General features: G+C 70.4%; 22 protein-coding genes. 15 read left to right on the top strand and 7 right to left on the bottom strand.

Annotated elements, in window-relative coordinates; translation table 11 throughout:
* Window positions 1-40: 40 nt before the first annotated feature.
* On the top strand, window positions 41-889 hold the full coding sequence (locus tag ACIGXO_RS00695; RefSeq protein WP_399778601.1) for an acyltransferase: 849 nt from the start codon (window positions 41-43) through the stop codon (window positions 887-889).
* Here ACIGXO_RS00695 and ACIGXO_RS00690 read toward each other — a convergent pair.
* The gene (locus ACIGXO_RS00690) at window positions 845-1,714 is read right to left on the bottom strand and encodes an EamA family transporter (RefSeq protein WP_399778599.1); all 870 of its coding nucleotides are present in this window, start codon (window positions 1,712-1,714) and stop codon (window positions 845-847) included. The two genes, ACIGXO_RS00695 and ACIGXO_RS00690, sit on opposite strands and share 45 nt — an antisense overlap.
* Window positions 1,715-1,870: 156 nt before the next feature.
* Between ACIGXO_RS00690 and ACIGXO_RS00685 the strand changes: the two genes are divergently transcribed.
* Window positions 1,871-2,443, top strand: a complete 573-nt coding sequence (locus ACIGXO_RS00685) for a helix-turn-helix domain-containing protein (RefSeq protein ID WP_399778598.1) — start codon at window positions 1,871-1,873, stop codon at window positions 2,441-2,443.
* Window positions 2,444-2,621: 178 nt separating this feature from the next.
* Window positions 2,622-3,176, top strand: coding sequence for a YbaK/EbsC family protein (locus ACIGXO_RS00680; protein WP_399779893.1), 555 nt, complete (start codon window positions 2,622-2,624; stop codon window positions 3,174-3,176).
* A gap of 38 nt (window positions 3,177-3,214) precedes the next feature.
* On the opposite strand, the gene ACIGXO_RS00675 is transcribed toward ACIGXO_RS00680, so the two are convergent.
* Together ACIGXO_RS00675 and ACIGXO_RS00670 are read right to left on the bottom strand one after the other, a co-directional pair.
* Complete coding sequence (locus ACIGXO_RS00675; RefSeq protein WP_399778596.1) at window positions 3,215-4,453, bottom strand: 4-hydroxybenzoate 3-monooxygenase; 1,239 nt, start codon at window positions 4,451-4,453, stop codon at window positions 3,215-3,217.
* Between the two features lie 90 nt (window positions 4,454-4,543).
* Complete coding sequence (locus tag ACIGXO_RS00670) at window positions 4,544-5,089, bottom strand: GNAT family N-acetyltransferase (protein WP_399778595.1); 546 nt, start codon at window positions 5,087-5,089, stop codon at window positions 4,544-4,546.
* A gap of 168 nt (window positions 5,090-5,257) precedes the next feature.
* On the opposite strand from ACIGXO_RS00670, the gene ACIGXO_RS00665 reads away from it, so the two are divergent.
* From ACIGXO_RS00665 to ACIGXO_RS00655, 3 genes are all read left to right on the top strand, one after another.
* Window positions 5,258-5,482: a hypothetical protein gene (locus tag ACIGXO_RS00665; protein WP_399778593.1), complete on the top strand. Its 225-nt coding sequence runs from the start codon at window positions 5,258-5,260 to the stop codon at window positions 5,480-5,482.
* A 66-nt stretch (window positions 5,483-5,548) separates the two neighbouring features.
* Entirely contained in the window at window positions 5,549-5,755 is a 207-nt protein-coding gene (locus tag ACIGXO_RS00660; protein WP_030255866.1) for a hypothetical protein, read from the top strand.
* A gap of 108 nt (window positions 5,756-5,863) precedes the next feature.
* Window positions 5,864-7,138 carry a lipase family protein gene (locus ACIGXO_RS00655; protein ID WP_399778591.1) on the top strand — a complete coding sequence of 425 codons (1,275 nt, stop codon included), beginning with the start codon at window positions 5,864-5,866 and terminating at the stop codon, window positions 7,136-7,138.
* Window positions 7,139-7,169: 31 nt separating this feature from the next.
* Here ACIGXO_RS00655 and ACIGXO_RS00650 read toward each other — a convergent pair whose 3' ends face one another.
* Both ACIGXO_RS00650 and ACIGXO_RS00645 read right to left on the bottom strand, forming a co-directional pair.
* The gene (locus ACIGXO_RS00650; RefSeq protein WP_399778589.1) at window positions 7,170-9,365 is read right to left on the bottom strand and encodes a glycoside hydrolase family 15 protein; all 2,196 of its coding nucleotides are present in this window, start codon (window positions 9,363-9,365) and stop codon (window positions 7,170-7,172) included.
* 57 nt (window positions 9,366-9,422) lie between these two features.
* Window positions 9,423-12,044, bottom strand: a complete 2,622-nt coding sequence (locus tag ACIGXO_RS00645; protein WP_399778587.1) for an MGH1-like glycoside hydrolase domain-containing protein — start codon at window positions 12,042-12,044, stop codon at window positions 9,423-9,425.
* A 564-nt stretch (window positions 12,045-12,608) separates the two neighbouring features.
* On the opposite strand from ACIGXO_RS00645, the gene ACIGXO_RS00640 reads away from it, so the two are divergent.
* The 6 genes from ACIGXO_RS00640 (at window position 12,609) to ACIGXO_RS00615 (ending at window position 17,872) form a co-directional block, all read left to right on the top strand.
* Complete coding sequence (locus tag ACIGXO_RS00640; RefSeq protein ID WP_399778585.1) at window positions 12,609-13,625, top strand: LacI family DNA-binding transcriptional regulator; 1,017 nt, start codon at window positions 12,609-12,611, stop codon at window positions 13,623-13,625.
* Between the two features lie 201 nt (window positions 13,626-13,826).
* Window positions 13,827-13,961, top strand: a complete 135-nt coding sequence (locus ACIGXO_RS00635; RefSeq protein ID WP_399778583.1) for a hypothetical protein — start codon at window positions 13,827-13,829, stop codon at window positions 13,959-13,961.
* Window positions 13,958-15,082, top strand: a complete 1,125-nt coding sequence (locus tag ACIGXO_RS00630) for a methyltransferase domain-containing protein (protein ID WP_399778580.1) — start codon at window positions 13,958-13,960, stop codon at window positions 15,080-15,082. The genes ACIGXO_RS00635 and ACIGXO_RS00630 overlap by 4 nt, the downstream gene beginning before the upstream one ends.
* A gap of 520 nt (window positions 15,083-15,602) precedes the next feature.
* Entirely contained in the window at window positions 15,603-16,271 is a 669-nt protein-coding gene (locus ACIGXO_RS00625; protein WP_399778578.1) for a potassium channel family protein, read from the top strand.
* Window positions 16,272-16,686: 415 nt separating this feature from the next.
* Window positions 16,687-17,091, top strand: a complete 405-nt coding sequence (locus ACIGXO_RS00620) for a DUF6153 family protein (RefSeq protein WP_399778576.1) — start codon at window positions 16,687-16,689, stop codon at window positions 17,089-17,091.
* Window positions 17,092-17,224: 133 nt separating this feature from the next.
* The gene (locus ACIGXO_RS00615; RefSeq protein WP_399778574.1) at window positions 17,225-17,872 is read left to right on the top strand and encodes a DUF305 domain-containing protein; all 648 of its coding nucleotides are present in this window, start codon (window positions 17,225-17,227) and stop codon (window positions 17,870-17,872) included.
* A gap of 287 nt (window positions 17,873-18,159) precedes the next feature.
* Here ACIGXO_RS00615 and ACIGXO_RS00610 read toward each other — a convergent pair whose 3' ends face one another.
* A complete protein-coding gene (locus tag ACIGXO_RS00610) occupies window positions 18,160-18,816 on the bottom strand; it encodes a CBS domain-containing protein (protein WP_399778572.1) in 657 nt (218 codons plus the stop codon).
* Between the two features lie 47 nt (window positions 18,817-18,863).
* Window positions 18,864-21,593 (bottom strand): GNAT family N-acetyltransferase, encoded by a 2,730-nt coding sequence (locus ACIGXO_RS00605; RefSeq protein WP_399778570.1) that lies wholly within the window; start codon window positions 21,591-21,593, stop codon window positions 18,864-18,866.
* Between the two features lie 304 nt (window positions 21,594-21,897).
* On the opposite strand from ACIGXO_RS00605, the gene ACIGXO_RS00600 reads away from it, so the two are divergent.
* From ACIGXO_RS00600 to ACIGXO_RS00590, 3 genes are all read left to right on the top strand, one after another.
* Complete coding sequence (locus tag ACIGXO_RS00600; protein WP_399778568.1) at window positions 21,898-22,416, top strand: flavodoxin domain-containing protein; 519 nt, start codon at window positions 21,898-21,900, stop codon at window positions 22,414-22,416.
* A gap of 136 nt (window positions 22,417-22,552) precedes the next feature.
* The gene (locus tag ACIGXO_RS00595; RefSeq protein ID WP_399778567.1) at window positions 22,553-23,014 is read left to right on the top strand and encodes a Crp/Fnr family transcriptional regulator; all 462 of its coding nucleotides are present in this window, start codon (window positions 22,553-22,555) and stop codon (window positions 23,012-23,014) included.
* Between the two features lie 125 nt (window positions 23,015-23,139).
* A complete protein-coding gene (locus ACIGXO_RS00590; protein WP_399778565.1) occupies window positions 23,140-23,841 on the top strand; it encodes a response regulator in 702 nt (233 codons plus the stop codon).
* Window positions 23,842-23,856: the final 15 nt, after the last annotated feature.

Genomic DNA, 23,856 nt, shown 5'->3' with positions numbered 1-23,856 from the left:
GGCGGGGTGCGTTCGCCTTACTCGTGAGTACGGTGAGCGGGTGCGTGCGAAGAAGAACGTGTTCTCATCTGTCGGGGCCTGGCGGCGCCGGGCCGCGTCGTGGGTCGTGCACCGGGGCACGCGTTGGGTCCAGGAGGCCGGCGCGGTGACGGCGGAGCGGCCCGGGCCGTACCGTTTCCGCCGTATCGGGGGCGGCACTCGGCTCGCCTATCCCCAGGGCACGGTGTTCGGTGAGCAGTGGATCGAGCTGGGCGAGTACTGCATCATCGGCGAGCAGGTCACGCTGACCGCCGGGATGATGCCGGGGCTCGATCTCGGCCCCGAGTCCGTGCTGCGGCTCGGCAACGGCGTCGTACTGGGCCGGGGCAGCCACGTCGTCGCCTCGCAGACCGTCACCCTCGGCGACGAGGTCTACTGCGGCCCGTACGTCTACATCACCAGTGACAACCACTCGTACGACGATCCGGCGCAGCCCGTGGGCAAGCAGTGGCCGCGGACCGCGCCCGTCGAGATCGGCAGCGGGTCCTGGCTGGGCGCGGGCGCCGTGATCCTGCCGGGCGCGCGGCTGGGCCGGAACGTCGTGGTCGCGGCGGGCGCGGTCGTGCGCGGCGAGGTGCCCGACCATGCCGTGGTCGCCGGGGCGCCCGCCAAGGTCGTCCGTACCTGGGACCCGGCGGCGGGCTGGCAGCCCCCGTTGCGTACGCCGCCGCCGGTGCCGATCCCCGAAGGCGTCACCCCGGATCAGCTGTTGGCGCTGGCGGAGTCGGAGGCGGCGACCCCCACGACTCCCACGACCCTCACGACGCCCACGACCCCCGCGGCCGTCTCCGCCGCCTCGGTCGGCTCAGCCGGTGGAAGCCAGCAGCGCCGTCCCCGCGAGGGCCAGTGAGGCGCCCGCCGTCTGGATGGCGCGCAGCCGCTCCTTGAGTACGCCCATCGCGGCGACCGCGGTGACGACGGGGTAGAGCGAGGCGAGTACGGCGGCGACGGTGACCGGGCCGCTCTGCGTGGCGATCGCGTACGTACCGTTGGCCGCGACGTCGGCGATACCGACGAACGCCAGTGCCGGGAGCGCTGCCCGGATGACGGGCATGCCGCCTTCGGGCAGCGCGGGGGTGCCGCGCCGGGTCGCCACGTACAGGGCGGCGCCGCCGACCGCGACGTTGCAGACACGCTGTACGAACAGGGCGAGGAAGAGCCCGGTCACGGTCGTGGACGCCTCGGAGATGAACGCCATCACCGCGCCAAAACCGAACGCCGCTATCAGCGTGAGGACGATGGCCTCGCGCGTGACCGCGCCACCGCCGCGCTGCGGTCCGCCGGCCAGCACCACGCCGACGACGGCCACCGCCATGCCCGCGATCTGCACCAGGCCCGGGCGCTCGCCGCCTATGAAGCCCACGCCGAGCGGTACGAGGACGGTGCCGAGCGAGGCGAGCGGCGAGACCACGCCCATCGGGCCGAGCGCGAGCGCGCGGTAGAAGCACAGCATCGCCGCCGGGCCGATGACACCGGCCGCGACGGCGCACCACAGCTGCGGCGTCGCCGCGTGCCAGGCGCCGGTGGCGACGACGATCGCGCCGAGCACCGCCGCGGCGATCACCTGCGAGACGACCACCACGGTCAGCGCCTGCATGCGTCGGGTGAGCAGGCCGCCGCCGAAGTCGGCGGCTCCCCACAGAAAACTGCTGGCCAGGGCGAATACCGCGGTCATGGTGTCAGTCCTCGCAAGTACAGTGTGTTGAACGATGTAGTGCAGGACAGCGTAGTTCAGAATGATGCACCGCGTCATCCAATATATTTGACCTTTCTCTGCCTCCCTATATTTGACCTCTCGACGCTTCTCTAGCGGACTGGACGGAACGGAACGGTGACGGACCTCGATCAGCTCACGCAGTCGCTGGCGCGCAATCTCAAGCACTGGCGCACTGACAGGGGCTACACGCTCGATGCCCTGGCCGCCCGGGCGGGCGTGAGCCGCGGCATGATCATCCAGATCGAGCAGGCGCGGACGAACCCGAGCGTGGGGACGACCGTGAAGATCGCCGACGCCCTCGGCATCAGCATCACCACGCTCCTGGAGTACGACCAGGGGCCGCAGGTGCGGATCGTCGCGCCCGGCGACGCGGTACGGATGTGGTCGACCGAGTCCGGCAGTTACACCTCGCTGCTCGTCGGTACGGAGGCGCCCGGCCCGTTCGAGATGTGGGACTGGCGGCTGATGCCGGGCGAGCACAGCGAGTCGGATCCGCATCCGGCCGGGACGACGGAGCTGCTCCATGTGCGTCGCGGGGAGCTGATCCTCGTCGTGGACGGGGACGAACATGCGATACCGGCGGGCGCTTCGGCCACCTTCGAGGCGTCGGCCGCGCACGAGTACCGCAATGACGGCGAGGAGGTCGTGGAGATGACGATGGCGGTGGTGGTGCCCTCCGGCCGCTGAGTCCGACTGCGGAGGTCGGCCGTTGAGGTCAGCCGTCGCGTCCGGAAAGTGAGCCCGGCCGCTGCGTCCGGAAGGTGAGACAGGAGCCGCGACAGGAGTCATTTGCACCCATGATCCTGTTAGCTTGACGGGCATGCCGACATCAATGCCTTCGTCTTCTTCTTCATCGGCCACGCCCATGGACGCGTTCGAGGAGGTCCGGCCCGCCGTCGAGTGCCTGGACCTGCTGCCCGAGCCCGTCGCCGCCGCGATCCGCGACTGGCAGGGGCCGGTGGACGTCAAGCAGCTGCTGCACGTCGACACCGACCCGGCCATCGCCGACACCGCGCTGCTCGTCGAGCACTACGGCTCCTGGCTGCTCGACCAGTCCGCGAACTGCGTCGTGGTGGCGGGCAAGCGCGGCGACACCGTCACCCTCGCCGGCTGTCTCGTGCTCTCCACCACCCGCGTGGACGTCAATGGCGTCGTACGCCGCGAACTGGGCGCCCGCAAGGCGTCGTTCGCCCCGATGGACACCGCGGTCGGCCGCAGCGGCATGGAGTACGGCGGCATCACGCCCATCGGGCTGCCCGCCGACTGGCCGCTCCTGGTGGACGCGGCCGTCGCCGAAGCGCCGTACCTCCTGATCGGCAGCGGCGCCCGGCGCGGCAAGCTCATCGTCCCGGGCGAGGCGCTCGCGAGCCTGCCGGGGGCCCGGGTGCTGGAGGGACTGGGGCGCCCGGCAGGCTCTTAGCGCCTGGATTCATGCCCGGCCGCGGGAGGGCGGTCGTGTCAGAGCGCCGCGATGTCCGTCGCCGAGCCGAGGTACGTCTCGCCGAAGGCCGCCGCCGCGGCGTCCGACGCGAGGAGCCGGCGCAGCCGGGCCGCCGCCGTGCCCGCGCGGAAGCGGTCGCCGGACGAAGGCCCGTGCATCACCTCGGACAGCCACTGCGAGAACTCCTGGTACTGCCAGACCTTCGCCAGGCAGGCGTCCGAGTAGCAGCCGAGCGCGCTCTCGTCCCCCTTCGCGCAGGCCGCGACGAGCGCGCCGGCGAGCAGCAGCGCGTCGTGGATCGCCAGGTTCATGCCCTTCGCCGCGATCGGCGCGACCAGGTGGGCCGACTCGCCGGCGAGGTACACGCGGCCGTAACCCATCGGCTCGACCACGTAGTTGTGCATGTCCAGGACCGTCTTCTCGATGATCCGGCCCTCGGCGAGCGGCTGCGCGCCGGTCGCGGCGAGGCGGGTGCGCAGCTCGCTCCAGATCCGTTCGTGCGGCCAGTTCGCGGAGTCGTCGCCCGGCGGGCACTCCAGGTAGTACCGGGTGACCTCGGGCGTGCGCGCCATGTGGGCGCTGAAGCCGCGCTCGTGGAGGCCGAAGACGACGCCCTCGGCGGACGGCGGGGCCTCGGCGAGCAGCGCGAGCCAGCCGATGCCGTAGTCCAGGCGGGAGATGCGGAGTTCGTCGGCGGGTATCGCGGCGCGCGCCACGCTCCGCGCGCCGTCGCAGCCGGCTATGTACGCGCAGTCGATGCGGTGCCGTTCGCCCGTCTCCGGATCGGTGTACGAGACGGAGGGCCGGTCGGTGTCGATGCCGGCCGGCCGGACGTCCCGTACGCCGAAGCGGATGTCGCCGCGCGCCGCGTCCGCGTAGGCGGCGACCAGGTCCGTCACCAACAGTGGCTGCGGATAGACGAAATGGCTCTGCCCGGAGAACTTGCCCGGTTCCACCACGTGCCGCTCGCCGTCCCACCGGAACTCGAACGTCCGCTGCCGTTCGGCCCGTTCCAGCAGTCGGCCGGCCAGCCCGTGCCGGTCCAGCGCGTGTACCACCCACTCCTCGATGAAGCCGGCCCGCGGCCGCTGCTCGATGAACTCCCGGCTCTCCGCCTCCAGTACGACGCAGCCGACGCCGGCGGCGTGCAGGACGTTCGCGAGCGTCAGCCCGGCGGGGCCGGCACCGATGATGACGACGGACGTACGGTGCGCCGTCTCGGTGCGGGAGGGCGCGGTGGCGGGGGAGTCGGCCACGGTGGTGATTTCCTTCAGGTGGGACCGGATGGGACCGGACGGGAGCGGAACGAGAACTGGGTGGTGGCAGTGTATGGCCGAACTGGCTGGTCAGAGGCGGCGCGTGGCTGCGTGGGCGCGGACGTCGAGGGACAGGGGCGTCGAGTGCTCCGCGAAGCCGAGGGACCGGTAGAGGGCCTCGGCCTCGTCGGTGGCGTGCAAGTCGACGCGGGACACGCCCTGTTCGGCCAGCCAGGCCAGCAGTGCTTCGGTCGTCGCGCGGGCGTAACCGCGGCCGCGGTACTCCGGGTCCGTGCACACGTTGAAGATGAAGGCGAAGCGTCCCGTGGGGTGCTGCGGCGCGGGGAGCCGCTGCTCGACCGTTCCCACGGCGCAGGCGGCCAGCCGGGGAGCGGCGCCGTCGGCCGCCGTGCCGTCCGCGTCCACGGTGCCCCCCGCGTCCGCCGCGCCGTCCGCGTCCACGACGAAGGCGCCCAGTACCGGGTCAGGGCCCGAAAGCTGCCGGCGTGCGATCTCCGTGGCGGTCTTTTCCCAGCTGCCGGGCTCGTCGGAGCCGTTCATCGACGCGAACATCAGCCGACGCAGCCGTACCAGTTCCTCGGCGTCCTCGGGGCCTGCCTGTCGTATCTCGATCATGGCGGGACGCTAGCGCACGCGCGCGTGCGTGTGAGCGCGCGCGTGCGGCGTGCCTGCGTCATGCCTGCGTCGCGAGGGCAGCGCATTGGCCACGAGCGCCATTAGCGGCTTTTTGGTTGTTTTGGGACGCTGAGAGAGGAGAACCGGTCCAGTGGAGGTGTGGAAGCCATGCCCGAACCAGGGAGCAAGAAGTTCGACAGGCGACGGGCGAAGCTCCGTCGGGAAGCCGAGGACCAGGGAATCCCGGACAAACACGCGAACGAGGACGCGAAGGGGCGGCTCGAGGACGATCCGCAGTGGCAGACCCACGGCCCCCGGACGGAGCGCGGGCTCGGCCCGAAGGGCCGGCGCAACGAGCGCGAAGACCAGCGGAACGACCAGGGAAACTCCTGACGACCAGCGGAATCCCTGACGACGAGCGAAACCCTGATGACCAGCGGAACTCCTGAGGAGGACGCGGTGAGCAAGAGCAAGAACCCGCAGTCGAACGAACTGCGCCGCAGTGGCAAGAGCGCCGCCGTACAGGACGCGGCAGAGGCCAAGGCGGGCTCCGACCGGAAGGTGGGCCCCGGCGGCGCCGAGCACGCGCACGGTACCGACAAGGGCCGCAAGGGCGGCGGCCCGGGCGGCGGCGTACCTGCCGACCAGCGTCCCGACCACCCGTAAGCCCGCCGGTCGACCGCAACCCCTACGGGCCCCGAGGGGGTTTCCCCCTTTGCGGCCCGGGGGGTCGCTCCATGTCCCGGCGGAGCGGCCGACGGGCATGATCCACCCATGACTTCACGGGGAACAAAAATCCGGATACTGGCTGGTGCGGTGGCCCTCGGCAGTATGTCCGTCCTGGTGGCTCCGTTCTCGGCGGCGGCCGGCTCCCGCAGTGACCGCGCACACAGCGGGGCCGTCGTCTCCATAGAGCAAGCGGCCGACCTCACAGCGGAGGAAGTGGCCGGGGAGCTCCGGGGGAAGATCGACTCGTCTCAGGTCCGCTACGGCGTGACCGCCTATCGGGTCGCCTACCGCACCACCGACAGCGCGGGCGCCCCCACGACTGCGAGCCAGCTCGTCGTCCTGCCCAAGAACCTGCCCAAGAACCTGCCCAAGAACCGGGCGCGCCACCTGTCCACCGTCTCCTGGCTGCACGGCACCACCGTCTACCGCAAGGACGTCGCCTCGGAGAATCCGAAGTCGAACGACCGGCTCGCCGCCCTGCTGTTCGCCTCGACCGGGCGGGCCGTTTCGGCACCCGACTACGTGGGCCTCGGCTCGGGCGAGGGTTTCCACCCCTACGGTGACCCTCGGGCCACCGTCGCGGCCTCGGTGGACGGCCTGCGCGCGGCCCGGACCGTCGCCCACCGCAGCGGCCGGGAGCTGAAGCGGAAGGTCCAGGTCAGCGGGTTCTCGCAGGGTGGCCCCGCGACCATGCTGGTAGGCCGGGCGCTGCAAGAGAAGCGCGCCGGCGGCTACTTCCGGCTGGGGGCACTCGCCCCGGTCAGCGGCCCCTTCCACATTTCGGCCTTCGAGGCCGCCGCGGCCGACGACAAGATCGCCAAATCCGGCATCTACCTCGCGTACTTCGCCACCGCCTGGAACAAGATGTACGGCCTTTACACCTCACCCGGCGACGCCTTCCGCTCTCCTTACGACAGCAAGGTGGAGGGTCTCTTCGACGGTTATCACACCGCCGGACAGATCGTCAGCGAACTCCCGGCGGCCTCCAAGGACCTGTTCACCGAGGACTTCCTGAACAAGATCCGCAACCCCGACGGTGTCCTGAGGGACAAGCTGCGCCCGATGGACAACACATGCGACTGGCGCCCGAACGTACCGGTGGAGATCTTCCACAGCCGCGGCGACAAGGACGTCGACTTCAGCCACGCGGCGTACTGCGCCGACCAGTTGACGAGCAACGGCGCCGCACACCGCCTGACCGACGTCGGCGACTACGACCACAACGAATCGGTGCGGCAGGCCCTGCCCCGTATCGTCAGGTCCTTCGACGAGCGGGAAAACCTGCACCGCGCTGGAGCGGGACCACGCGCTGTCCCGTAACTCCCCAGCGAACGCGTGGGTCTCCGGTGAGTCAGTCGCAGCGGTCGGTGTAGCGGCAGGCGACGAGGGGCGGCTGCTCGGTGAGGTGGCCGTCGGCGAGGTTGACGGCGAGCCGGAGGTACTGGGCGTGCGTCCAGGCCAGGGGCGTCGCGGAGGTGGTGCCGGTCCCGGGGGTGAAGCCGGCGGGGGCCTTGTCGTCCCAGACCTGTTCGGCCATCAGATAGCCGGATCCCGCGGTACGTGCCATCGCGGCGAGCTGTTCGCGCGCCCCGGCCGGATCGTCGGCGACCAGGTCGTACTCGCCGCGTTCACCGTTGAGGAGTGGCCAGCCGCGGCCGTGGGTGCGGCCGTCACCCGGCTGGGAGATGAACCAGGGGCTGCCGTCGGCGGTCTCGCCGTAGCCGTCGAAGGAACCGCGGTACCAGAAGCGGCCGTTCGGGGTGTCGAAGCCGAGCTGCTCGTCGACGACCTTCAGGCTGTGGACGACGTCCGGGTCGTCGGCCGGCAGCACGCCCAGCCGTACGAGTTCCAGGAAGCTGGGGTCGACGATGGTGCGCTGGTCGGCGTCGGCGGGGCCGCCGTTGCTCACGTCGTACGTGGTGCCGGCGTTGGGATTGCCGTCCTTGGTCAGCTGCAGGAAGTACGGCTTGTTGGAGTACGGCCCGTTGTGCGTGACCGTCCAGTCCTTGACCTTGCGCTGCCAGGCGTCGGCGGTGTCCAGGTACCGCTGCGCGGAGTCGGTGTCACCGTTGGCCTTGGCGATCTTCGCGGCGGTGACCAGGCCGGCGATCTCACTGGCGATGGTGGCCGGCGAGTAGCCGCTCTGGTTCTCCCAGCGCTCCTGCTCCGACCAGGGAGCGGTGTGCCCGTCCTTGGAATAGCCCACGATGAAGTCCGCGGCCCGCTTCACATGCGACCAGGTCTTCGCGTCGGTACGGCCGAGCTGGTCGGCGAGGAGGATCGGGAAGGCGACCTGGTCGAGCTGGATGCCCGTCCAGATCGGCGTTCCGTCGGTCGCGGACTTCTGCGGGAAGGAGCCGTCCTGCCGCTGCTGCTTCTCGAAGAGGAAGTCCAGCGCCCGCTCGGCCCCCGCCCGGTCCCCGACGGCGATCAGGGCCGTACCCACCTGGTACAGGTCGCGCGCCCAGACCGCGTTGTAGCCGCTGGTGTCCGGTTCTTCCTTGCCCGACCACGGCATGGAGGGTGAGGCGACGAACGCGCCGCGGTGGGTCTTGTCCTCGGTCGCCGCCAGCACCATCGCCGACATCCGGTACGCCTGGCGTTCCCGCTCGGTGCGCAGCACCGTCGGCGGGCGGCGCAGCCCGGACAAATAGCGGTGCCAGCCGGCCGCATAAGCTGCCGAAACGCGCTCGAACCCGGTGCCGGCCGAGGTGTTCGCCGTCTTCAACGCCCGGGTGGCGTCCGGGCCGAAGCCGAGGGCGAGGGTGGTGCGGCGGCGGTCGCCGAGTCCGGTGAGCGTGGTCCGGCCGGTCTGGACGACATTGCCCTTCGAGGCGGACGGGTACGTCCAGTCCATCCGCCGGTCCCGCAGCAGGTCCGTCCAGCCGTCGCTGGCCCCCAGGTAGCCGCTGGAGGTGGCGGTGAAGCCCGTGGAGGCCACCAGCGCGCTGGCGGTCCGGTCGTCGGAGGCGACCAGAGCGCCGTCCTTCGTACGACCGGAGTCGTCGGCACCGTAGTTGCTCAGGGCCGGATCGTAGAGCGCGTACACCTGGTACGGGCGGCCGGTCAGCGACTCGAACTCGACGTCGGCCTGGACGGCGGAGCGGTCGGGGTCGGTGACGTAGGTGGTCGTCAGCCGCCAGCGGCCGTCCTTGTCCGTGGCCACGGTCCGGTAGGTCGGGCTCTGCGGATCGGAGAGCCGGGTGACCTGGCGGGACGCCTCGTCGGCGCGGACGGCGTAGTCCTTCCCGTCCGTGATCACGAAGCCGAGCTCGCGCACATTGGGTGTGTCCAGGGTCGGGTAGTACACCTCGCCCAGGCGTCCGCCCTGAAGGGTGAACCACGTCTTGCCGGACGTTCCGTAACTCGTACCGAATCCGGTCTTGTCCGCGGGCGGGCGGGCCGTCGACGGGGCGGCCCCGGGCGCTCCTGGGGCCTCATCGGATTCGGCCGCCGTCGCCGGTGTCCACTGCGGCGTCAGGGACGATCCCACCGTCAGGGCGAGGACGGCCCCAATGGCTGCTGTCAGCTTCCGGGTGCGGGTCACTCGTTCTCCTTCGAGAAGAGAGGGGTGGAGGCTCGTGGATGGCCGGTGCGGGCTCGCTTACTGCTTCGGGCCCGCTGTGGTCGTGCGCTTCAGCAGTGCCTTGATGGCGTATACGTCGCTGTAGTTGGAGGGACCGTTGCGGGTGTCCTTGTAGAGCGCGTTGTGCTGGAAGTAGCTCATGTTGACCGCGAGCGGGTCCTGGGCGAGTTCGATGCGGTAGGTCTTGCCTTCGGTGAGCTCGGCCTTGGCGAAGGTGGAGCCCCGCACCGTCGTCCAACTGCCCGTGTTGGGCATGGCGATGACGTGTTCGGTGACGAGTTCGCCGGTGGCGTCGTCGTAGACACGCAGCATCTTCATGCCGCTGGAGACACCGGTGTTGATCGGCCCGCCGACCGCGGCATCGGCCTGCAGCAGGTACTCGCCAGTGGCCTTCGGGGTGATGCGGGCGGCGAGCTTGTCGCTCGGGCCGGTGCCCCAGTCGGCGTAGTACACGCCGTTGTCGCCGGTGGTCTTCTTGCCGCCGGTCGCTTCGAAGTCCTCGCCGGTGACCTTGTGCACGCGGTCATCACCCGGACCCCAGTAGCACTCGGGCTCGGCGTGCTGGGAGGTGTTCCCGCTGGAGGTGTAGGTCAGGCGGACGCTGTAGCAGTGCGAGACCTCTTCCGGCCGCGCGGTCCTGTCGGTCCACGTTTGCTCACCGGCGCCGACCGCGACGTTCTCGGCGATCACCTTGCCGTCGCGGAGGACGTCCATGGTGACCTTGGCGGGGTTCTCGTCGCCGATGTCGAGGGACAGCCGCGTCCGGCCGTCCTTGGCGGTGACGTTCTTGACGTCCGGAGTGGTGGGCCCGTAGAGGGCTTCCTTGGAGGAGAGGTCCGCCGGCTTCGGCGCCTTCTGCCCCGATCCGGCCGCGGGCCTGGCGAGCTTGACGACCACGGTGGACTCGCCGTCGCCGAGCATCTTCTCGGTGATCGGTGTACCGGCCGGCACCTCCTTGCCGTCGAGGGTCAGCGACTCCACCTGGTATGCGCCCTCACCGGCCTTGCCCGCCGGGATGTCGAGCGCGACGTTCAGCTTGTGGCCCCGGTAATCGAGGCCGTTCAGCACCGACCGCTCGCTGCCGGGGAAGTAGGTTCCGCGCAGCTGGGCGGGCAGGAACGGATCGATGTGCAGGCCGTCCTCGCGGGCGTCGATACCAAAGATGCTCTGCTGGACCATCGACATCATGCCGGCGACGCTCCACAGCTGACGGTCGGAGTTGAGGACCGTCTTGGTGCTGCCGTCCAGGATGTTGATGTTCTCCTTGTTGGTGGCGAACAGCGCCCCGCCGCGGACCAGGGAGCGGGCCTGCTGCGTGGCGACGGCATCGTTGCCGGTCCGGGCGGCGGCCCGCATCATGTAGGCGGTCACGAAGGGCCACACCGCGTTGTTGTGGTACGAGGGCACGCCCTGCTGTTGCGGCCAGAGCACCGACGGGCCGTAGGCGGTCTGCGGGTAGTTCGCAACGGCCTGCTTGGCCTGCTCCGGTGTGGCGACGCCGGTGAGCACGGCCAGCGAGGTGCCCAGGGCGTCGTAACGGTTGACCGGAGAGTTGTCCTTCTCGGTGCTGAGCATTTGGGAGAACTGGCCCTTCTCGGGCAGCCAGAACTTCTCCCGGACGGCCTGCATCAAGTCATCGGCCCAGCCTCGGTACTTGGCAGCTGCGGTCTTGTCGCCCGCGTCGGCGGCGAGACGGGAGGCCGCGTCGATCGCGGCCCAGTGGGTGACGTTCGTGGACAGTGAGCGCGAGGTGGCGATGGTGGCCACATCGTCCTTGGTCCAGTCCGCGTAGCTCTGTTCGCGCCAGTCGAGGAAGGAGTGCTCACCGAGGTAGAGGCCGTCGCCCTGGTCGAAGACGACCTTGCGGTCGTGCTCGATGGTGTTGCGTATCGCCTCGTACGCCTTGTCCGCGAACGCCTGCCGCTCGCCGTCGGGCAACCAGTTGATGATCTCGCTCGCGCCGAGCGCCCATACGACCCGGTCGGTGGAGCTGGGGTAGCTGCCGCCGGTGCCGGTGTCCTGGATGATCTGGGTGTCCCCGGACCCGTCGCGCCGCTCGCTCAGCTTGAACGCGAGCGTGTTGCGCATCCGTTCGGGGTCGGCCGTGGTCAGTCCGAGGTCGGCGGAGTACGCCACGTCCCGCGTCCAGACGTACGTCCAGAGCTTGCCGGTCTGGTAGCAGCCGCCCGGACAGTCGATCGGCTTGCCGTCGTTGTACGAGCCGTCGGTCAGCCGGTCGGTCTTGTTCAGCTCCGCGTCGTCATGCGCCATCGCGTACAGGCCGTCCAGCAGCACGGAGCCGGATCGCAGGGTCGGCTTGCCCGGCGCCTCCTTGAAGACCCGCTCGCCGGCGACGGAGCTGACCAGCTTGTACGTGCGCAGGCAGTCCGCGTCGACGTCGGTGACCGTCATGGTGGCCGAACCGGTGCCGTCCTTGAAGCGTCCCGGCTCCTCGGGGACGGCGCACCGTGCGGCGCCGGCAGCTGCGGTGCCGGTGACTGCCGACGACGACACGGCCGGCGCGGAGGGCATGGTGGCCGCCAGGACTGTGGCGATGGACGCCGTCAGAACGGCCTTGACCACTGGTCTGCCACGGAGAAGAGAGGAATGCCTGGTGCGGCTCTGCGGATGTCTGCTCACATCGTGCTCCTTGTAGTGAGGCGGGGGCCGCTCGCGCTCGTCAACGTCTCTCCTTGGCAAGAGCCGCCAAGAGACACCACTTAAAAGCAGGGGGGCGTCCCACAGAGTTCATGTATTCAAGATCGAAACTCAACTGCGCAGGCAAGGTGTCCCGTACCGGCCGTGCGCGTGCCCCGGAAGGGCAGGGTCACGCTGTGTACAGCTAGCCCGTGTATGGGCTCTGACCAGCGAGTAGAAGGCGTTGGCTGGATCTTCAACCTCACGCCCCAGGTCGCTGTCGCAGCTTTTTGCAGCGCTTGCAAACTAGGTGTTGCCCGTGACCACGTCAACAGAAAGTGAACTCATAATTTCGAGAGAATCTCGCGAACAATGAGGGCATATCGGCACCAAGTGGCGCTCCGCCTCCTGGAGACCGCGCTTGCAGCGCTCTCATCTCGGTCGGGCGAGGCACGCTGGGCGGATATGAGCGCAGACCGGCACGGCCGCCGCACACGCCGGCGCCTCGTTACTGTGTGCTACCTTCCCGCCATGGCGGGAGGAGAGGGAGAGCGGCGAGAGCCGACGATGGCCGACGTGGCCGAGCGGGCCGGGGTTTCCGTCTCGACCGTCTCCCGTACGCTCCGCGGACTCCCCGTCTCGGCGAAGACGCGCCTTCGCGTGGAGCGCGCGGCCGATGAGCTGTCCTTCGCCATCTCGCGCAGCGCTTCCAGCCTGGTAACCGGCAAGACGGGGCGAATCGCTGTCCTGATGCCCTCCATACACCACTGGTTTCAGAGCACCGCGCTCTCAGGCATCGCCACGGTGCTGCGCGAGAGGGGCCTGGACCTTCTGGTCTACAGCGTGACGAGCATGCGCGAGCGCTCCGAATTCCTTGAGCAACTTCCGGTGCGACGCAACGCCGACGCCTTGCTGGTGCTCTCGTTCGCCCTGACCCCCTCGGAACGGCAACGGCTCAAAGAGCTGAGCATGCCGGTGGTGCTCGTCAGCCAGCACGCTCCGGGGTGTGCGAGCGTCTATGTCGACGATGTGGACGGAGCCCGCCGTGGCACCCAACACCTCATCAATGTCGGGCACCAGCGCATCGGCTTCGTCGGATGGAGCGACGACACCGGCTTCCTGTGGAGCGCACAGGACCGGCTGACGGGCTATCGGCATGCCTTGGAGAACGCGCAACTGCCCTGGGACGACGCTCTCGTGACCCGTGTCGTCGGCTCACCCCAGCCGAAAGTGCGCGAGGCGGTCGGCCACCTGCTGAGCCTGCCCCAACCTCCGACAGCTCTCGTCGCCGAAGACGACAACATGGCCATCCACATACTCGGCGTGTTGCGATCCAACCACATCGACGTCCCTGGCCGGATGTCCGTCCTCGGCTTCGACGACCGCGACGTCGCCGAAGCCCTCGGTCTCACCACGGTCGCCCAGCCGGCCGCCGAGATGGGGCGCACCGCGGCGGAGCTGGCCCTCTCCATCATCGACGACCCCAGCACCCACGCCGCCCGGCACATCACCACCCCCACACACCTCGTACTCCGCGGCAGCACCGCTCCACCGTCGGCCGAGCCCCCGCTCTTCAGCGGGTGAATCGAGCTCGGCCGACGCAGGGCTGAGCGCCACCGCCGACAGACCTCCGAATCCATGCACCGCAGCACCCGGAGCTGTGCCCCGGATGCCGGGAGCGTGACCGCGCTTTCGGGTGGCCTGTCTCCGTGCGCCCTTCCTGCCTCTGACTGTCTGCCCTAGCGTCGCGGGGAGTGACGTAGCCGATCCGCAAAGGAGGACGTCATGCCTGATCTCCGTAGGGCCGTGACCGCAGCCGACGGCGGCAAGCACGGTGGCCCGCCGGATGACCAGCCCTGGCCGGTGCCCGACGAAGAGCCCAGCCCCGACGGCAGCCGCCCCCAGGAACTGACCACGTGACCACTCACCCTTCACCGGTCCACCCGGGTCAGGCCGCGCTCGTCAGGGAACTGGCCAAGGGCGGCCTGCTCTCCCCGGAGTGGCGCGAGATCTGGGAGCGGACACCGCGGCACCGCTTCATCCCGGACCCGGCCTGGCGGCAGTTGCGGCGCTCGTGCGAGCTGGTCACCGGGCAGGAGCGGATGGACCTGATCTACTCCGATGAGCCGGTGGTCACGCAGCTGGACAACGGGGAGGAGGGCGGACCCGGCATCGCCACGTCCTCCAACTCCATGCCCTCGATGGTCGCCCGGCAGCTCGGCGCCCTGGACGTACGGCCCGGGCACCGCGTCCTGGAGATCGGCACGGCCACGGGGTACGTGTCCGCCCTGCTGTGCCGGCGGGTGGGGGAGGAGAACGTCTTCACGGTCGAGATCGACGGGGTGCTCGCCGGGCAGGCGCGGGCCAACCTCGAAGGCGAGGGGTTGCGCCCTACGACAGTGGTTACCGACGGGGAGACGGGCCTGCCCGCCCACGCTCCGTACGACCGGATCCTGTCCACCTGCGCACTGCGCGAGGTACCGCCGTCGCTGGCCGAACAGCTCGCGCCGGGCGGCGTCCTGGTCACCCCGATGACCGATGTCTTCTACGGGGGTGCCACGGTCCGCCTGGCCCGCCAGGAGAACGGGGACCTCTCCGGCCGGTTCTTCCACGGCGCGTCGTACATGCCCATGCGCTCCCACCGACTGGAGAAGCTGGGGCCGCCGGACGCCACCACGGCGCGGCGCCGGGACACCGGCCTCGCCCCGGAGCGGCTGTACCCGCTGGGCTTCGCCCTGTACGGCAGCGCCCGCCTGCCGGGCGTACGGATGACCCACGGCTTCCACCAGGACGTCCGGACCGTATGGCTACAGGCCGAGGACGGCTCGGCGGCCGTGGCCGGCGGCGGGACGGTTACGGTGTACGGGCCCCGGGACCTGTGGGCGGAGATCGCGGAGGTCGAGACGGAGTACACCACCCGCGGCCGACCGGACACCCAACACTTCGGCCTGACGGTCACCGCGCACGGCCAGCACCTGTGGTGGGACACCCCGGCAAAGGCGATCCCCGCCAAGGAGCCCCACAGCGCCACCGGGCGATGACAGCGGCGAGATTCCGCCGCACCGGATACGCCCTGCCGCTCACGGCTGATGCCCTCTCCCGGCCGGCGCCGCCGCGCTGTTCGGCTGCTGCAACATCCTCCGCGAGGTTCGCGCGATGGGCCGCCTGCGCGCCCTGACGGGGAACTGCGCACCGTCTCGCCTTCGGAGTTCGGCGACCCCGCTCTTCTGCTCGTCCAGGTGTCGGGTCGCCGATGAGCACCGGGAGGTGGCGAAGAATGAGGAGGTGGTCCGGCCTCTCCTCTCCTCTGGGGGCAGAGTGGCCTGGACGCCGGGTCCGGTGCGGTCAGTGAGGAGGAGGCCCACGATGTGGCTGCTCACGGTGGTTGGTGCGGTCTTCGTGTTCGCCATTTTGCGAGACGTCTTCCATACCCTCTGGCATCCGACTCGTCATGGAGGTCTGAGCAGAATCATCATGACGGGACTGTGGAGGCTGTCCTCACGTCTGAACCCACGCTGGCGGACAGCTGGTCTGGCCGGTCCGCTGGGCATGGTGGCCGTGGTGGCCACATGGGCAGGCTTCGTGGCCCTGGGGTGGGCACTGGTCTACTGGCCGCACATGCCGCAGGGCTTCGCCTTCTCCAGCGCTTTGGAGCCTACGGACCATGTCGGCTTCGTGGACGCCCTGTACATCTCGCTGGTCATACTCGCCACGCTCGGACTGGGCGACATCGCGCCGGCCGAGGCATGGCTCCGAGTCGTCGCGCCCATCGAGGCGCTTGTCGGCTTCGCCCTCCTGACCGCCACCGTCTCCTGGATTCTGGGCATCTACCCGGCGCTTGCGCGACGGCGAACTCTTGCCCTGCGGATCGCCCACATCCGTCGCATCGACACCGCTCCGTACCAGCACGACTGCGCCGTCAGGGGGTCCGTACTCGACGATCTGGCCGCGGACATCGCGCGTATCTGCGTGGACTTCCTTCAATACGCCGAGTCCTACTATTTCCACGACGGTCGCGACGACTCCTCGCTCGCGCTCCAGGCCCGCTACGCCTGGGAGCTGGCCGAGCGGGCCCAGGCCGACCCACACTCCGACATCAGGGTGCCGGCAGCCGTGCTCACCGCCGCTCTCGAGGACCTCGCCGGCATCCTCGACCAGCGCTTCCTCCACACGAACAGCACCGCACAGCAGATCTTCCGTGCCTACGCACGCGATCACGGACGCGCCTGACGCAGCCTGATCGGTTGCGGGCCGGATCGCCGATGGCCCGCAGCCACCAACCGATGTGAGGGCGGACTGGCCCATCCCGTCCTGGCGGCCGCCTTGTTCCTCGGCCACGCACACACCCTCGACGAAGAGATCGAAAAGGCGGTCGCCGTCCTTGAGCACCTGCGCGCCGATTGCGAGCGGCACGGCGAGGTATGGATGCGGGCCTACGCCGACTACCTGCTCGCCCGGGCCGAACTGGCCCGCCGCTGCGGCCGCCGGCACGCCCACTGGCGCAAGAGTGGCGGTGTGCGCCGGGCCGGCACAGTACGACACATCGTTCGCGGGAGCGGTATCCGAGGAACACGACCGGTCAGAAACGCGAGAGGTCGCCCAAAACCTGTCATCACGGGACCGGGTGCCCGCTGTTCTTCCTAACATGAGAGGCATGACGGGCCGCGAGCAGTACAATCCGCGACCACCCCGGCGGCGGTGGCGTACGCTGCTCGTCCTCGGGCTGCTGGCCGGGCTGTTGGGCATGCATGCCCTCGCCCCAGCCATGCCTGTGCTCTCCCACGACGGGCACGACCTGCGTGCGAGGGTTGTGGCAGCTGCCCACTGCTGCCACGACGGCTGTTGTGACGGCAGCAGTGGGCACATCAGGCACGCCGACCCCACCTGCGCTTCCGACGCCCTCCAGCGAACTCCCGTGCTGCCCGGCCTGACTCCCTGCCGGGCTTCCGCGGCCGACCGTGAGCGGCTGGCATGTACGGACACCTCTACCGCTCATGAGGGCGGATGCGCACCTCTTTCACTGGCCGAGCTCCAACTCCTGAGGATCTAGACGGCCGCTGCGCCGCGGAACCGCATCGCGCCGACGCGCCGTGCTGCCGATTCGGCACGGTGCAGCACACGCATACATCCAGAACGTCCAGATCCTCACTCGGTGTACCACTCGGTGTACTAGGAGTTCGACCATGCTCATGTACCGTTCCCTGTCGCGCCGCGCCGCGGCTGCCACGGTGGCCGCCACCGCTGCACTCGTCCTCGCCGCTTGCGGGGGCGGCGGCAGCGATGATGAGGCCCAGAGTCTGTCGCCCAAGCCGCCCGCCTCCGCGAGTGCCGAGGCGGGGACTCACAACGCCCAGGACATCGCCTTCGCCCAGGGCATGATTCCCCACCACCGTCAGGCCATTGAGATGTCCGAGATGGCCTCCGGCCACGCCTCCTCGCCGAAGGTCAGGCACCTCGCCGAACGGATCAAGAAGGCGCAGGGACCCGAGATCAATACCATGTCCGGCTGGCTGACAGCTTGGGGCGAGGACGTGCCACGGGGGATGCCCGGCATGAACGGCACGGGCCGGGACTGGGATCACTCCGTGCCTCCCGGCATGCCCGGAATGATGGGCAGGAAAGACGTGGAGAAGCTGAAGAAGTTCTCCGGGCAGGACTTCGACGCCATGTTCCTGACCATGATGATCGAGCACCACAAGGGTGCGGTGAAGATGGCCACGACCGAGAAGGCCAAGGGCAAGTACGGTCCGGCCAAGAAGCTGGCCGATGACATCGGCACCTCCCAGAGCGCCGAGATCACCGAGATGAACAAGCTCCTCGGCAACGGATGACGGACCGGCCGGGCGGAGGGCCGGGCAGTCGCATCGGTCCTCGCCCCTGCCCGTGGCCGGAGTGGTCATCCGTGGGGCGACCGAGCCAGCAGATCGGCCTTGTGGCCGGCGCAGCAAGGCGGTTCGGGCTCGGCGCAGGGCCGGAGTTCACCGCGGACCGCCTCCTGATGGGAGCCGTTCGCCGGTGGTGGCTGCCGGAGACGAGGGGGATGTCGGCCTCGGCCGGCACTCCGACCGGTGTGTACCGTCGACGGCTGCGAACACGGGGGGCTTGCCCTTGACCTCCGTCAGGTCTCCGCCGCTGGACCGGTGAGGGCGCTGTCCACGTCCACGACGCCCTCGACGGCGCGGACCAGGCGGGCGGCGATGGGGATGAGGGAGGTGTCGCGGACCTGTCCGGTGAGGGTGACCACGCCCTCGTTCACGCTCACCCGAACGGGCTGTACCGCATGCGGGAAGAGGTACTCCACGATGTCGTGGCGCACTTCCTTCTCGATGTCCTCGTCCTTGCGCAGGAAGACCTTCAGCAGGTCGGCGCGGCTGACGACGCCGACCAGCAGGCCCGCGTCGTCGACCACAGGCAGCCGCTTGACCTTGCGTACGGCCATGGCACGGGCTGCCTGGGCGAGAGTCGCGTTCGCGTGGATGCTGACAGCGGGGCTCGTCATCAGCTCACCGGCGGTGAGCCCACCCGCCTTGGCGAGGTCGGCGAGCCGCCGGATCTGCTCGGACCGGCTTGGATCGCTGTCGCGGAACTCCTCCTTGGGCAGCAGGTCCGCCTCGGAGACCACGCCGATCACCCGTCCTTCACCCGCGAGGACGGGCAGCGCGCTGACCTTCCACTGGTCCATCGTCTTGACGATTTCCTTGAACGTGGCGTCGCTGCCGACGGCGACCACCGTCTGCGTCATCACATCGCTCACGGTGTGCATGCTGTTGGGCATCGGAACTCCTCGGTGGATTCGGTTACGTGCGCCGCCGCGTCGCCTTCTCAGCGGAGGCGGCGCAGATAGGGGTCGTGGGGGCGGCGCGGTACCAGACGTACGCGGACGTCGAGCGCCGTGACGCCGTCGGGGCGGGCCACCACGGGGTTGAGGTCGGCCTCGGCGAGCTGTGGCAGGTCGCAGGCCATGCGGGACAGGCGCAGCAGCAGCTGTTCGAGGCCCTCCAGGTCGACCGGGCCGCCGCCGCGCAGGCCGAACAGCAGCGGCGCGCAGCGTGGTGAGGTGATCAGGTCGTGCACGTCGTGGTCGGTGAGCGGGGCGAGCCGGGCGGCGTGGTCCGCCAGGACATCCGTCGCCGTGCCGCCGAGGCCGAAGAGGACGAGCGGTCCGAAGATGTCGTCCTGCACGATGCCGGCGAAGAGTTCGATGCCCCGCTCGGCCATGGGCTGGACGACCGCACCGGTCATGATCTGGGAGAAGCGCCGGGAGAGCCCTCGGTAGGCGGCACGGACCTGGTCGGCGCCTTCGAGGTCCAGGCGGACCGCGCCCACCTCGCTCTTGTGCAGCAGGCCCGGCCAGTGCGCCTTCAGTGCCACCCTGCCCCGCGGGCCGGCCAGCTTCTCGGCGGCGGCCACCGCCAGCTCCTCGTTCTCGGCCCAGGCCCAGGGCACCTGGGGGATGCCGTAGCGGCCGAACAGCTCGGCGCACGGGGCCGGGTCGAGCCAGCCGCCGTCGGGGTGCTCGGTCAGGAACGCGTCGACCACGGCACGGGCGCCTTCGGTGTCGGCGTCCGCCACCTCCGGTACGGTCCCCATCGGTTGAGCCCTCCAGCGGGCGTGGCGGGCCGCGTGGGCGAGGGCCCCGGCGGCCTGCCGCGCGTCGCCGTAGGCCGGTACCGCCGCACCGTCGCCGGTCCGGAGCAGCCGGACGGGGGAGTGCTGGTCGATGAGGACCGCGGCGACGGGCCGGGAGTGGAGGCCGGGTGCCCAGGTGAGCGGGCGGGCCAGGTCGTCGCCGGTCGCCGCGGCCAGTGCTGTGGGGACGAGCACCACCAGCACGGCGTCCACCGTTCCGCACCCGGCCAGCCGGTCCACGCAGGCCCGCAACTGGCTCTCGGACACGGCCGGGGTGACATCGACGGGGTTGGTCGCGCCGGCCCCTGCGGGCAGATCGCCGAGGAGGTCGCGGACCAGCTCGGGGCCGAAGAAGGGGAGGGTGAGCCCGGCTTCCGTGCAGGCGTCGGCGGCGAGGACGCCCATGCCACCGGCGTTGGTCACCACGGCGACCGACGTGCCGGTGGGCAGCGGCTGGGAGTGGACGAGGGCCGCGGTGTCGATCAGTTCGCCCACGCTGCGGGTGGCGATGATGCCGGCCTGCGTGAAGAGCGCCTGCCGGGTCATGGTGGGGGTCGCGGCGGCGGCCGTGTGCGAGGCCGCGGCCCGGCGGCCGGCGTCGGAGCGGCCCGCGTCGACGGTCAGTACGGGGATCTTGCGGGCCACCCGCCGGGCCGTACGGGAGAACGCGCGCGGATTGCCGAACGACTCCAGGTGCAGCAGCGCCAGGTCGGTGACGCCGTCGCTCTCCCACCACTGCAGCAGGTCGTTGCCGCTGACGTCGTACTTGTCGCCCAGGGAGGCGAAGCTGGACGCACCGATCCCCAGGGCGGCGAGCCGGTCGAGCAGGGCGATGCCGACACCGCCGGACTGCACGGCCACCCCCGCGGTCCCCGGGGCCGGGCGGCGTGCCGCGAAGGTCGCGTCCAGGCGTACGTCCTCGGCGGTGTTGGCGATCCCCAGGCAGTTGGGTCCGACCAGCCGCATGCCGTACCGGCGGCAGGCCGCCAGCAGCGCGGCCCCCTGCCCGGCGTCGAGCCCGGCCGTCACCACGACGAGGGCACGGGCTCCCGCCCTGCCGCACTCGTCCGCCACCCGTGGCACCTCCGGCGCGGGCACGGCCAGTACGGCGAGGTCGGGTACGGACGGCAGGGCGGCCACCGAGCGGTAGCAGGAGACCCCCGCGATGCAGTCGGCGTGCGGATTGACCGCGTGCAGGGTGTGCGGGAAGCCACCGTTCTTGAGGTGCTTGAGCACGGCCCGTCCGACCGACCCGGGGCTGCGGCCGGCGCCCACGACGGCGACCGACCGGGGCTTGAGCAGCGGCAGGAGGCTGGCGACGGCGGCGGTGCGGCCGCGCTCGTCCACGGCTGTCAGATACGGCTCGGCCTCTTCGAGGTGGACCGTGCAGTGGACCTCCGGGCCGTCGAACCGCCGCGAGGTGCGGAGGCCCAGATCGGCGAAGACCTTGAGCACTTCGTGGTTTTCGGACAGGGCGTCGGCGGTGAACGTGCGGATGCCTGCCGTCCGGGCCGCGTTCACCAGGTGCTCCAGCAGCAGGGTCGCCACGCCCTTGTGGTGCCAGTCGTCGGCCACCGCCAGGGCGACCTCGGCGGAATCCGGCGCCTTGGTGGCGGGGGTGCTTCCGGTGCCCGCCTCGTACTCGGCGATCCCCACGATGCGGTCGGCGACGACCGCCACCAGCGCCTGCTGCCTGCCCGCGCCGCCCCCGCCGTCCGTGGCGCACACCCGGTCCGCGGCCTGCTCGGCGGACCGGCGGCTCACGCCGAAAAACCGCAGCCGCAGGTTCTCGTCCGACATTCCCGCGTACAGGCGCAGCACCTGGTCACGGTCCGCGTGGGTAACGGGCCGGATGCGTGCCGTCGTGCCGTCCGACAGCAGTGCGTGGACCTCACGCGTGTCCTGCCATGTCCGTCCGCTCATGACTGTCACCTCTCGATCGGCCGGCACGGCCAGCCTGCCCTCGTACAGCCGTGGCCCCTATGGGCCGATCGGGGTCGTCCGGGGGCCGGACGGCTCGCCGGCCGGTTCGGGCCGTGCGGGGAGGTGATGCGCCCGGACGCCGGCGGAGGGCCGGTCGGCCCTGCGTATGGCCCTGGTCGGCTCCTGGGGCCGGTCTCGCTCCTCACCGAGGCTGGAAGGGCCCGCCACGACAGGGGGTGCCCCGGACGTCCGTGTCCGGCCGCTGTCGCGGTATGGCTGCGCAGGCCGTGAGGAGGTAAGAGCAATGACCAGGATCCCGAACGTACTCGTGGCGTACGGCACGAAGAACGGTTCGACCGCGGAGATCGCGGATGTCATCGCCGACGCCCTGCGGGGCGCGGGGCTGCGCTGCGAGGCGCGGCCCGCGGGGGACGTGGACGAGGTCGCGGCGTACGACGCGGTGGTGCTCGGTGGCGCTGTCTACGCGGGACGCTGGCACCGTGACGCCGCCCGCTTCGCCCGGCGTCACCGGAAGGCCCTGGCCGACCGGCCCGTGTGGCTGTTCAGCAGCGGACCGCTGGATCCCTCGGCGGGCGAGCGTGACATCCCGCCGGTGCGCGGCGCCGCTCGCGCGGCGACCCGGATCGATGCGCGGGAGCACATCACTTTCGGCGGTTGTCTCACGGAAGGCGCCAAGGGGTTCGTCGCCCGGATGATCCTCAAGCAGGGGAGGGGCGGAGACTTCCGTGACATGGACCGGATACGTGCCTGGGCGGGCGGCATCGCCAAGGAAATCGATGCGGAGCGGACGTCGCGACCGTGACGCGGGTCGTGAGGGCCGATTGCCCGGGTCGAGGGCCATGCGGCCCATGGTGCGGGCGTGGTGGTCGCTGCACGCTGAGGCTGTCAGCGCGTTACGGCATTCCAGGAAGCAGCCAGGAACAGGAAGAGGCCCGGTCATGACTACGACCACGACCACCGTGCTGCGGGCGCTGCCCGCCGAGCACCAGGACCGGCTGATGCACATCGCGCATGAGGTGGCCTTCCCGCAAGGTACCCAGATCTTCGAAGAGGGCCGGCGGGCGGACCGGTTCTGGGTCATCCGCACCGGAACGGTCACCCTCAGCATGCATGTCCCGGGCCGCCAGGCGGCCGTCATCGAATCCCTGGGCCCCGGCGAACTCGTCGGCTGGTCCTGGCTGTTTCCGCCGCACGTGTGGCACCTGAGCGCCGAGGCGTTGTCCTCGGTGCGCGCCTACGAGTTCGATGCCACAGTGGTACGGCTGATGTGCCAGGCCGAGCCCGAGTTCGGTGCGGCCGTCGCACGGTGGGCCGGGCAGGTGGTCGCCCGCAGGCTGCAGTCGGCCAGGACCCGGCTGCTCGACCTGTACGCGCCCTACGGCAGCGGCAAACCGCTGTAACGGAGCCGGGACGCCCGAGGCGGTGAACGAGGGCCGGTCGGCCCTGGCACTTCCGTCCGGGGCGGGTGAGGATCATCTCAGGCAGTCCGGTCCCGGCGCGGGACGGAGCAGACCGAGGGGCCGTCATGACCGAGACAAGGACATTCACGGAGGAGGAGCCCGTACGGGTGTTCCTGGTCGACGACCATGAGGTCGTACGGCGCGGGCTGACCGACCTTCTCGGTGCCGAGCCGGACATCACGGTGGTGGGCGAGGCGGGCACGGCAGAGCAGGCGCTGGCGCGCGGCCCCGCCCTGCGCCCGCACGTCGCCGTCCTCGACGTACGCCTGCCCGACGGCGACGGCATCACGGTCTGCAGGGAACTGCGCGACGCCATGCCTGACCTGGCATGCCTGATGCTCACCTCGTTCGACGACGAGGACGCCCTGCTCGACGCCATCATGGCCGGCGCCGCGGGCTATGTGCTCAAGCAGATCAAGGGCTCGGATCTGGTGGCGGCGGTGCGTACGGTCGCGTCGGGGGAGTCCATGCTCGACCCGGCGACGACGGCCCGGCTGATGCGCAGCCTGCGCACCGAGCCCGATGAGTCCGAGGGCGTGCCGGCGGCGCTGGCGGGTCTCTCCCCGCGCGAGCGGGACATCCTCGAGCTGATCGGCGAGGGGCTCACCAACCGGCAGATCGGCAAGCGGCTGTATCTGTCCGAGAAGACGGTGAAGAACCACATCTCCCGCCTGCTGGCCAAGCTGGGCGTCCACCGCCGGGTCCAGGCGGCGGTCCTGGCGAGCCAGCTGGAACAGCACGGGCCCACGGATCACCCGACCGAGTGAACGGCGGCGGCCGTC

This window comes from Streptomyces sp. NPDC053542 (assembly GCF_044544685.1).
Lineage (GTDB): Bacteria > Actinomycetota > Actinomycetes > Streptomycetales > Streptomycetaceae > Streptomyces.
This window is presented reverse-complemented; position numbering and strand designations above follow the sequence as displayed.

Coding starts and splice junctions, on each gene's coding strand:
- ACIGXO_RS00690 (WP_399778599.1), bottom strand. CDS start 1,714: ATGACCGCGGTATTCGCCCTGGCCAGCAGTTTTCTGTGGGGAGCCGCC.
- ACIGXO_RS00680 (WP_399779893.1), top strand. CDS start 2,622: ATGGACGCGTTCGAGGAGGTCCGGCCCGCCGTCGAGTGCCTGGACCTG.
- ACIGXO_RS00670 (WP_399778595.1), bottom strand. CDS start 5,089: ATGATCGAGATACGACAGGCAGGCCCCGAGGACGCCGAGGAACTGGTA.
- ACIGXO_RS00665 (WP_399778593.1), top strand. CDS start 5,258: ATGCCCGAACCAGGGAGCAAGAAGTTCGACAGGCGACGGGCGAAGCTC.
- ACIGXO_RS00655 (WP_399778591.1), top strand. CDS start 5,864: ATGACTTCACGGGGAACAAAAATCCGGATACTGGCTGGTGCGGTGGCC.
- ACIGXO_RS00640 (WP_399778585.1), top strand. CDS start 12,609: ATGGCCGACGTGGCCGAGCGGGCCGGGGTTTCCGTCTCGACCGTCTCC.
- ACIGXO_RS00635 (WP_399778583.1), top strand. CDS start 13,827: ATGCCTGATCTCCGTAGGGCCGTGACCGCAGCCGACGGCGGCAAGCAC.
- ACIGXO_RS00620 (WP_399778576.1), top strand. CDS start 16,687: ATGAGAGGCATGACGGGCCGCGAGCAGTACAATCCGCGACCACCCCGG.
- ACIGXO_RS00615 (WP_399778574.1), top strand. CDS start 17,225: ATGCTCATGTACCGTTCCCTGTCGCGCCGCGCCGCGGCTGCCACGGTG.
- ACIGXO_RS00610 (WP_399778572.1), bottom strand. CDS start 18,816: ATGCCCAACAGCATGCACACCGTGAGCGATGTGATGACGCAGACGGTG.
- ACIGXO_RS00605 (WP_399778570.1), bottom strand. CDS start 21,593: ATGAGCGGACGGACATGGCAGGACACGCGTGAGGTCCACGCACTGCTG.
- ACIGXO_RS00600 (WP_399778568.1), top strand. CDS start 21,898: ATGACCAGGATCCCGAACGTACTCGTGGCGTACGGCACGAAGAACGGT.
- ACIGXO_RS00595 (WP_399778567.1), top strand. CDS start 22,553: ATGACTACGACCACGACCACCGTGCTGCGGGCGCTGCCCGCCGAGCAC.
- ACIGXO_RS00590 (WP_399778565.1), top strand. CDS start 23,140: ATGACCGAGACAAGGACATTCACGGAGGAGGAGCCCGTACGGGTGTTC.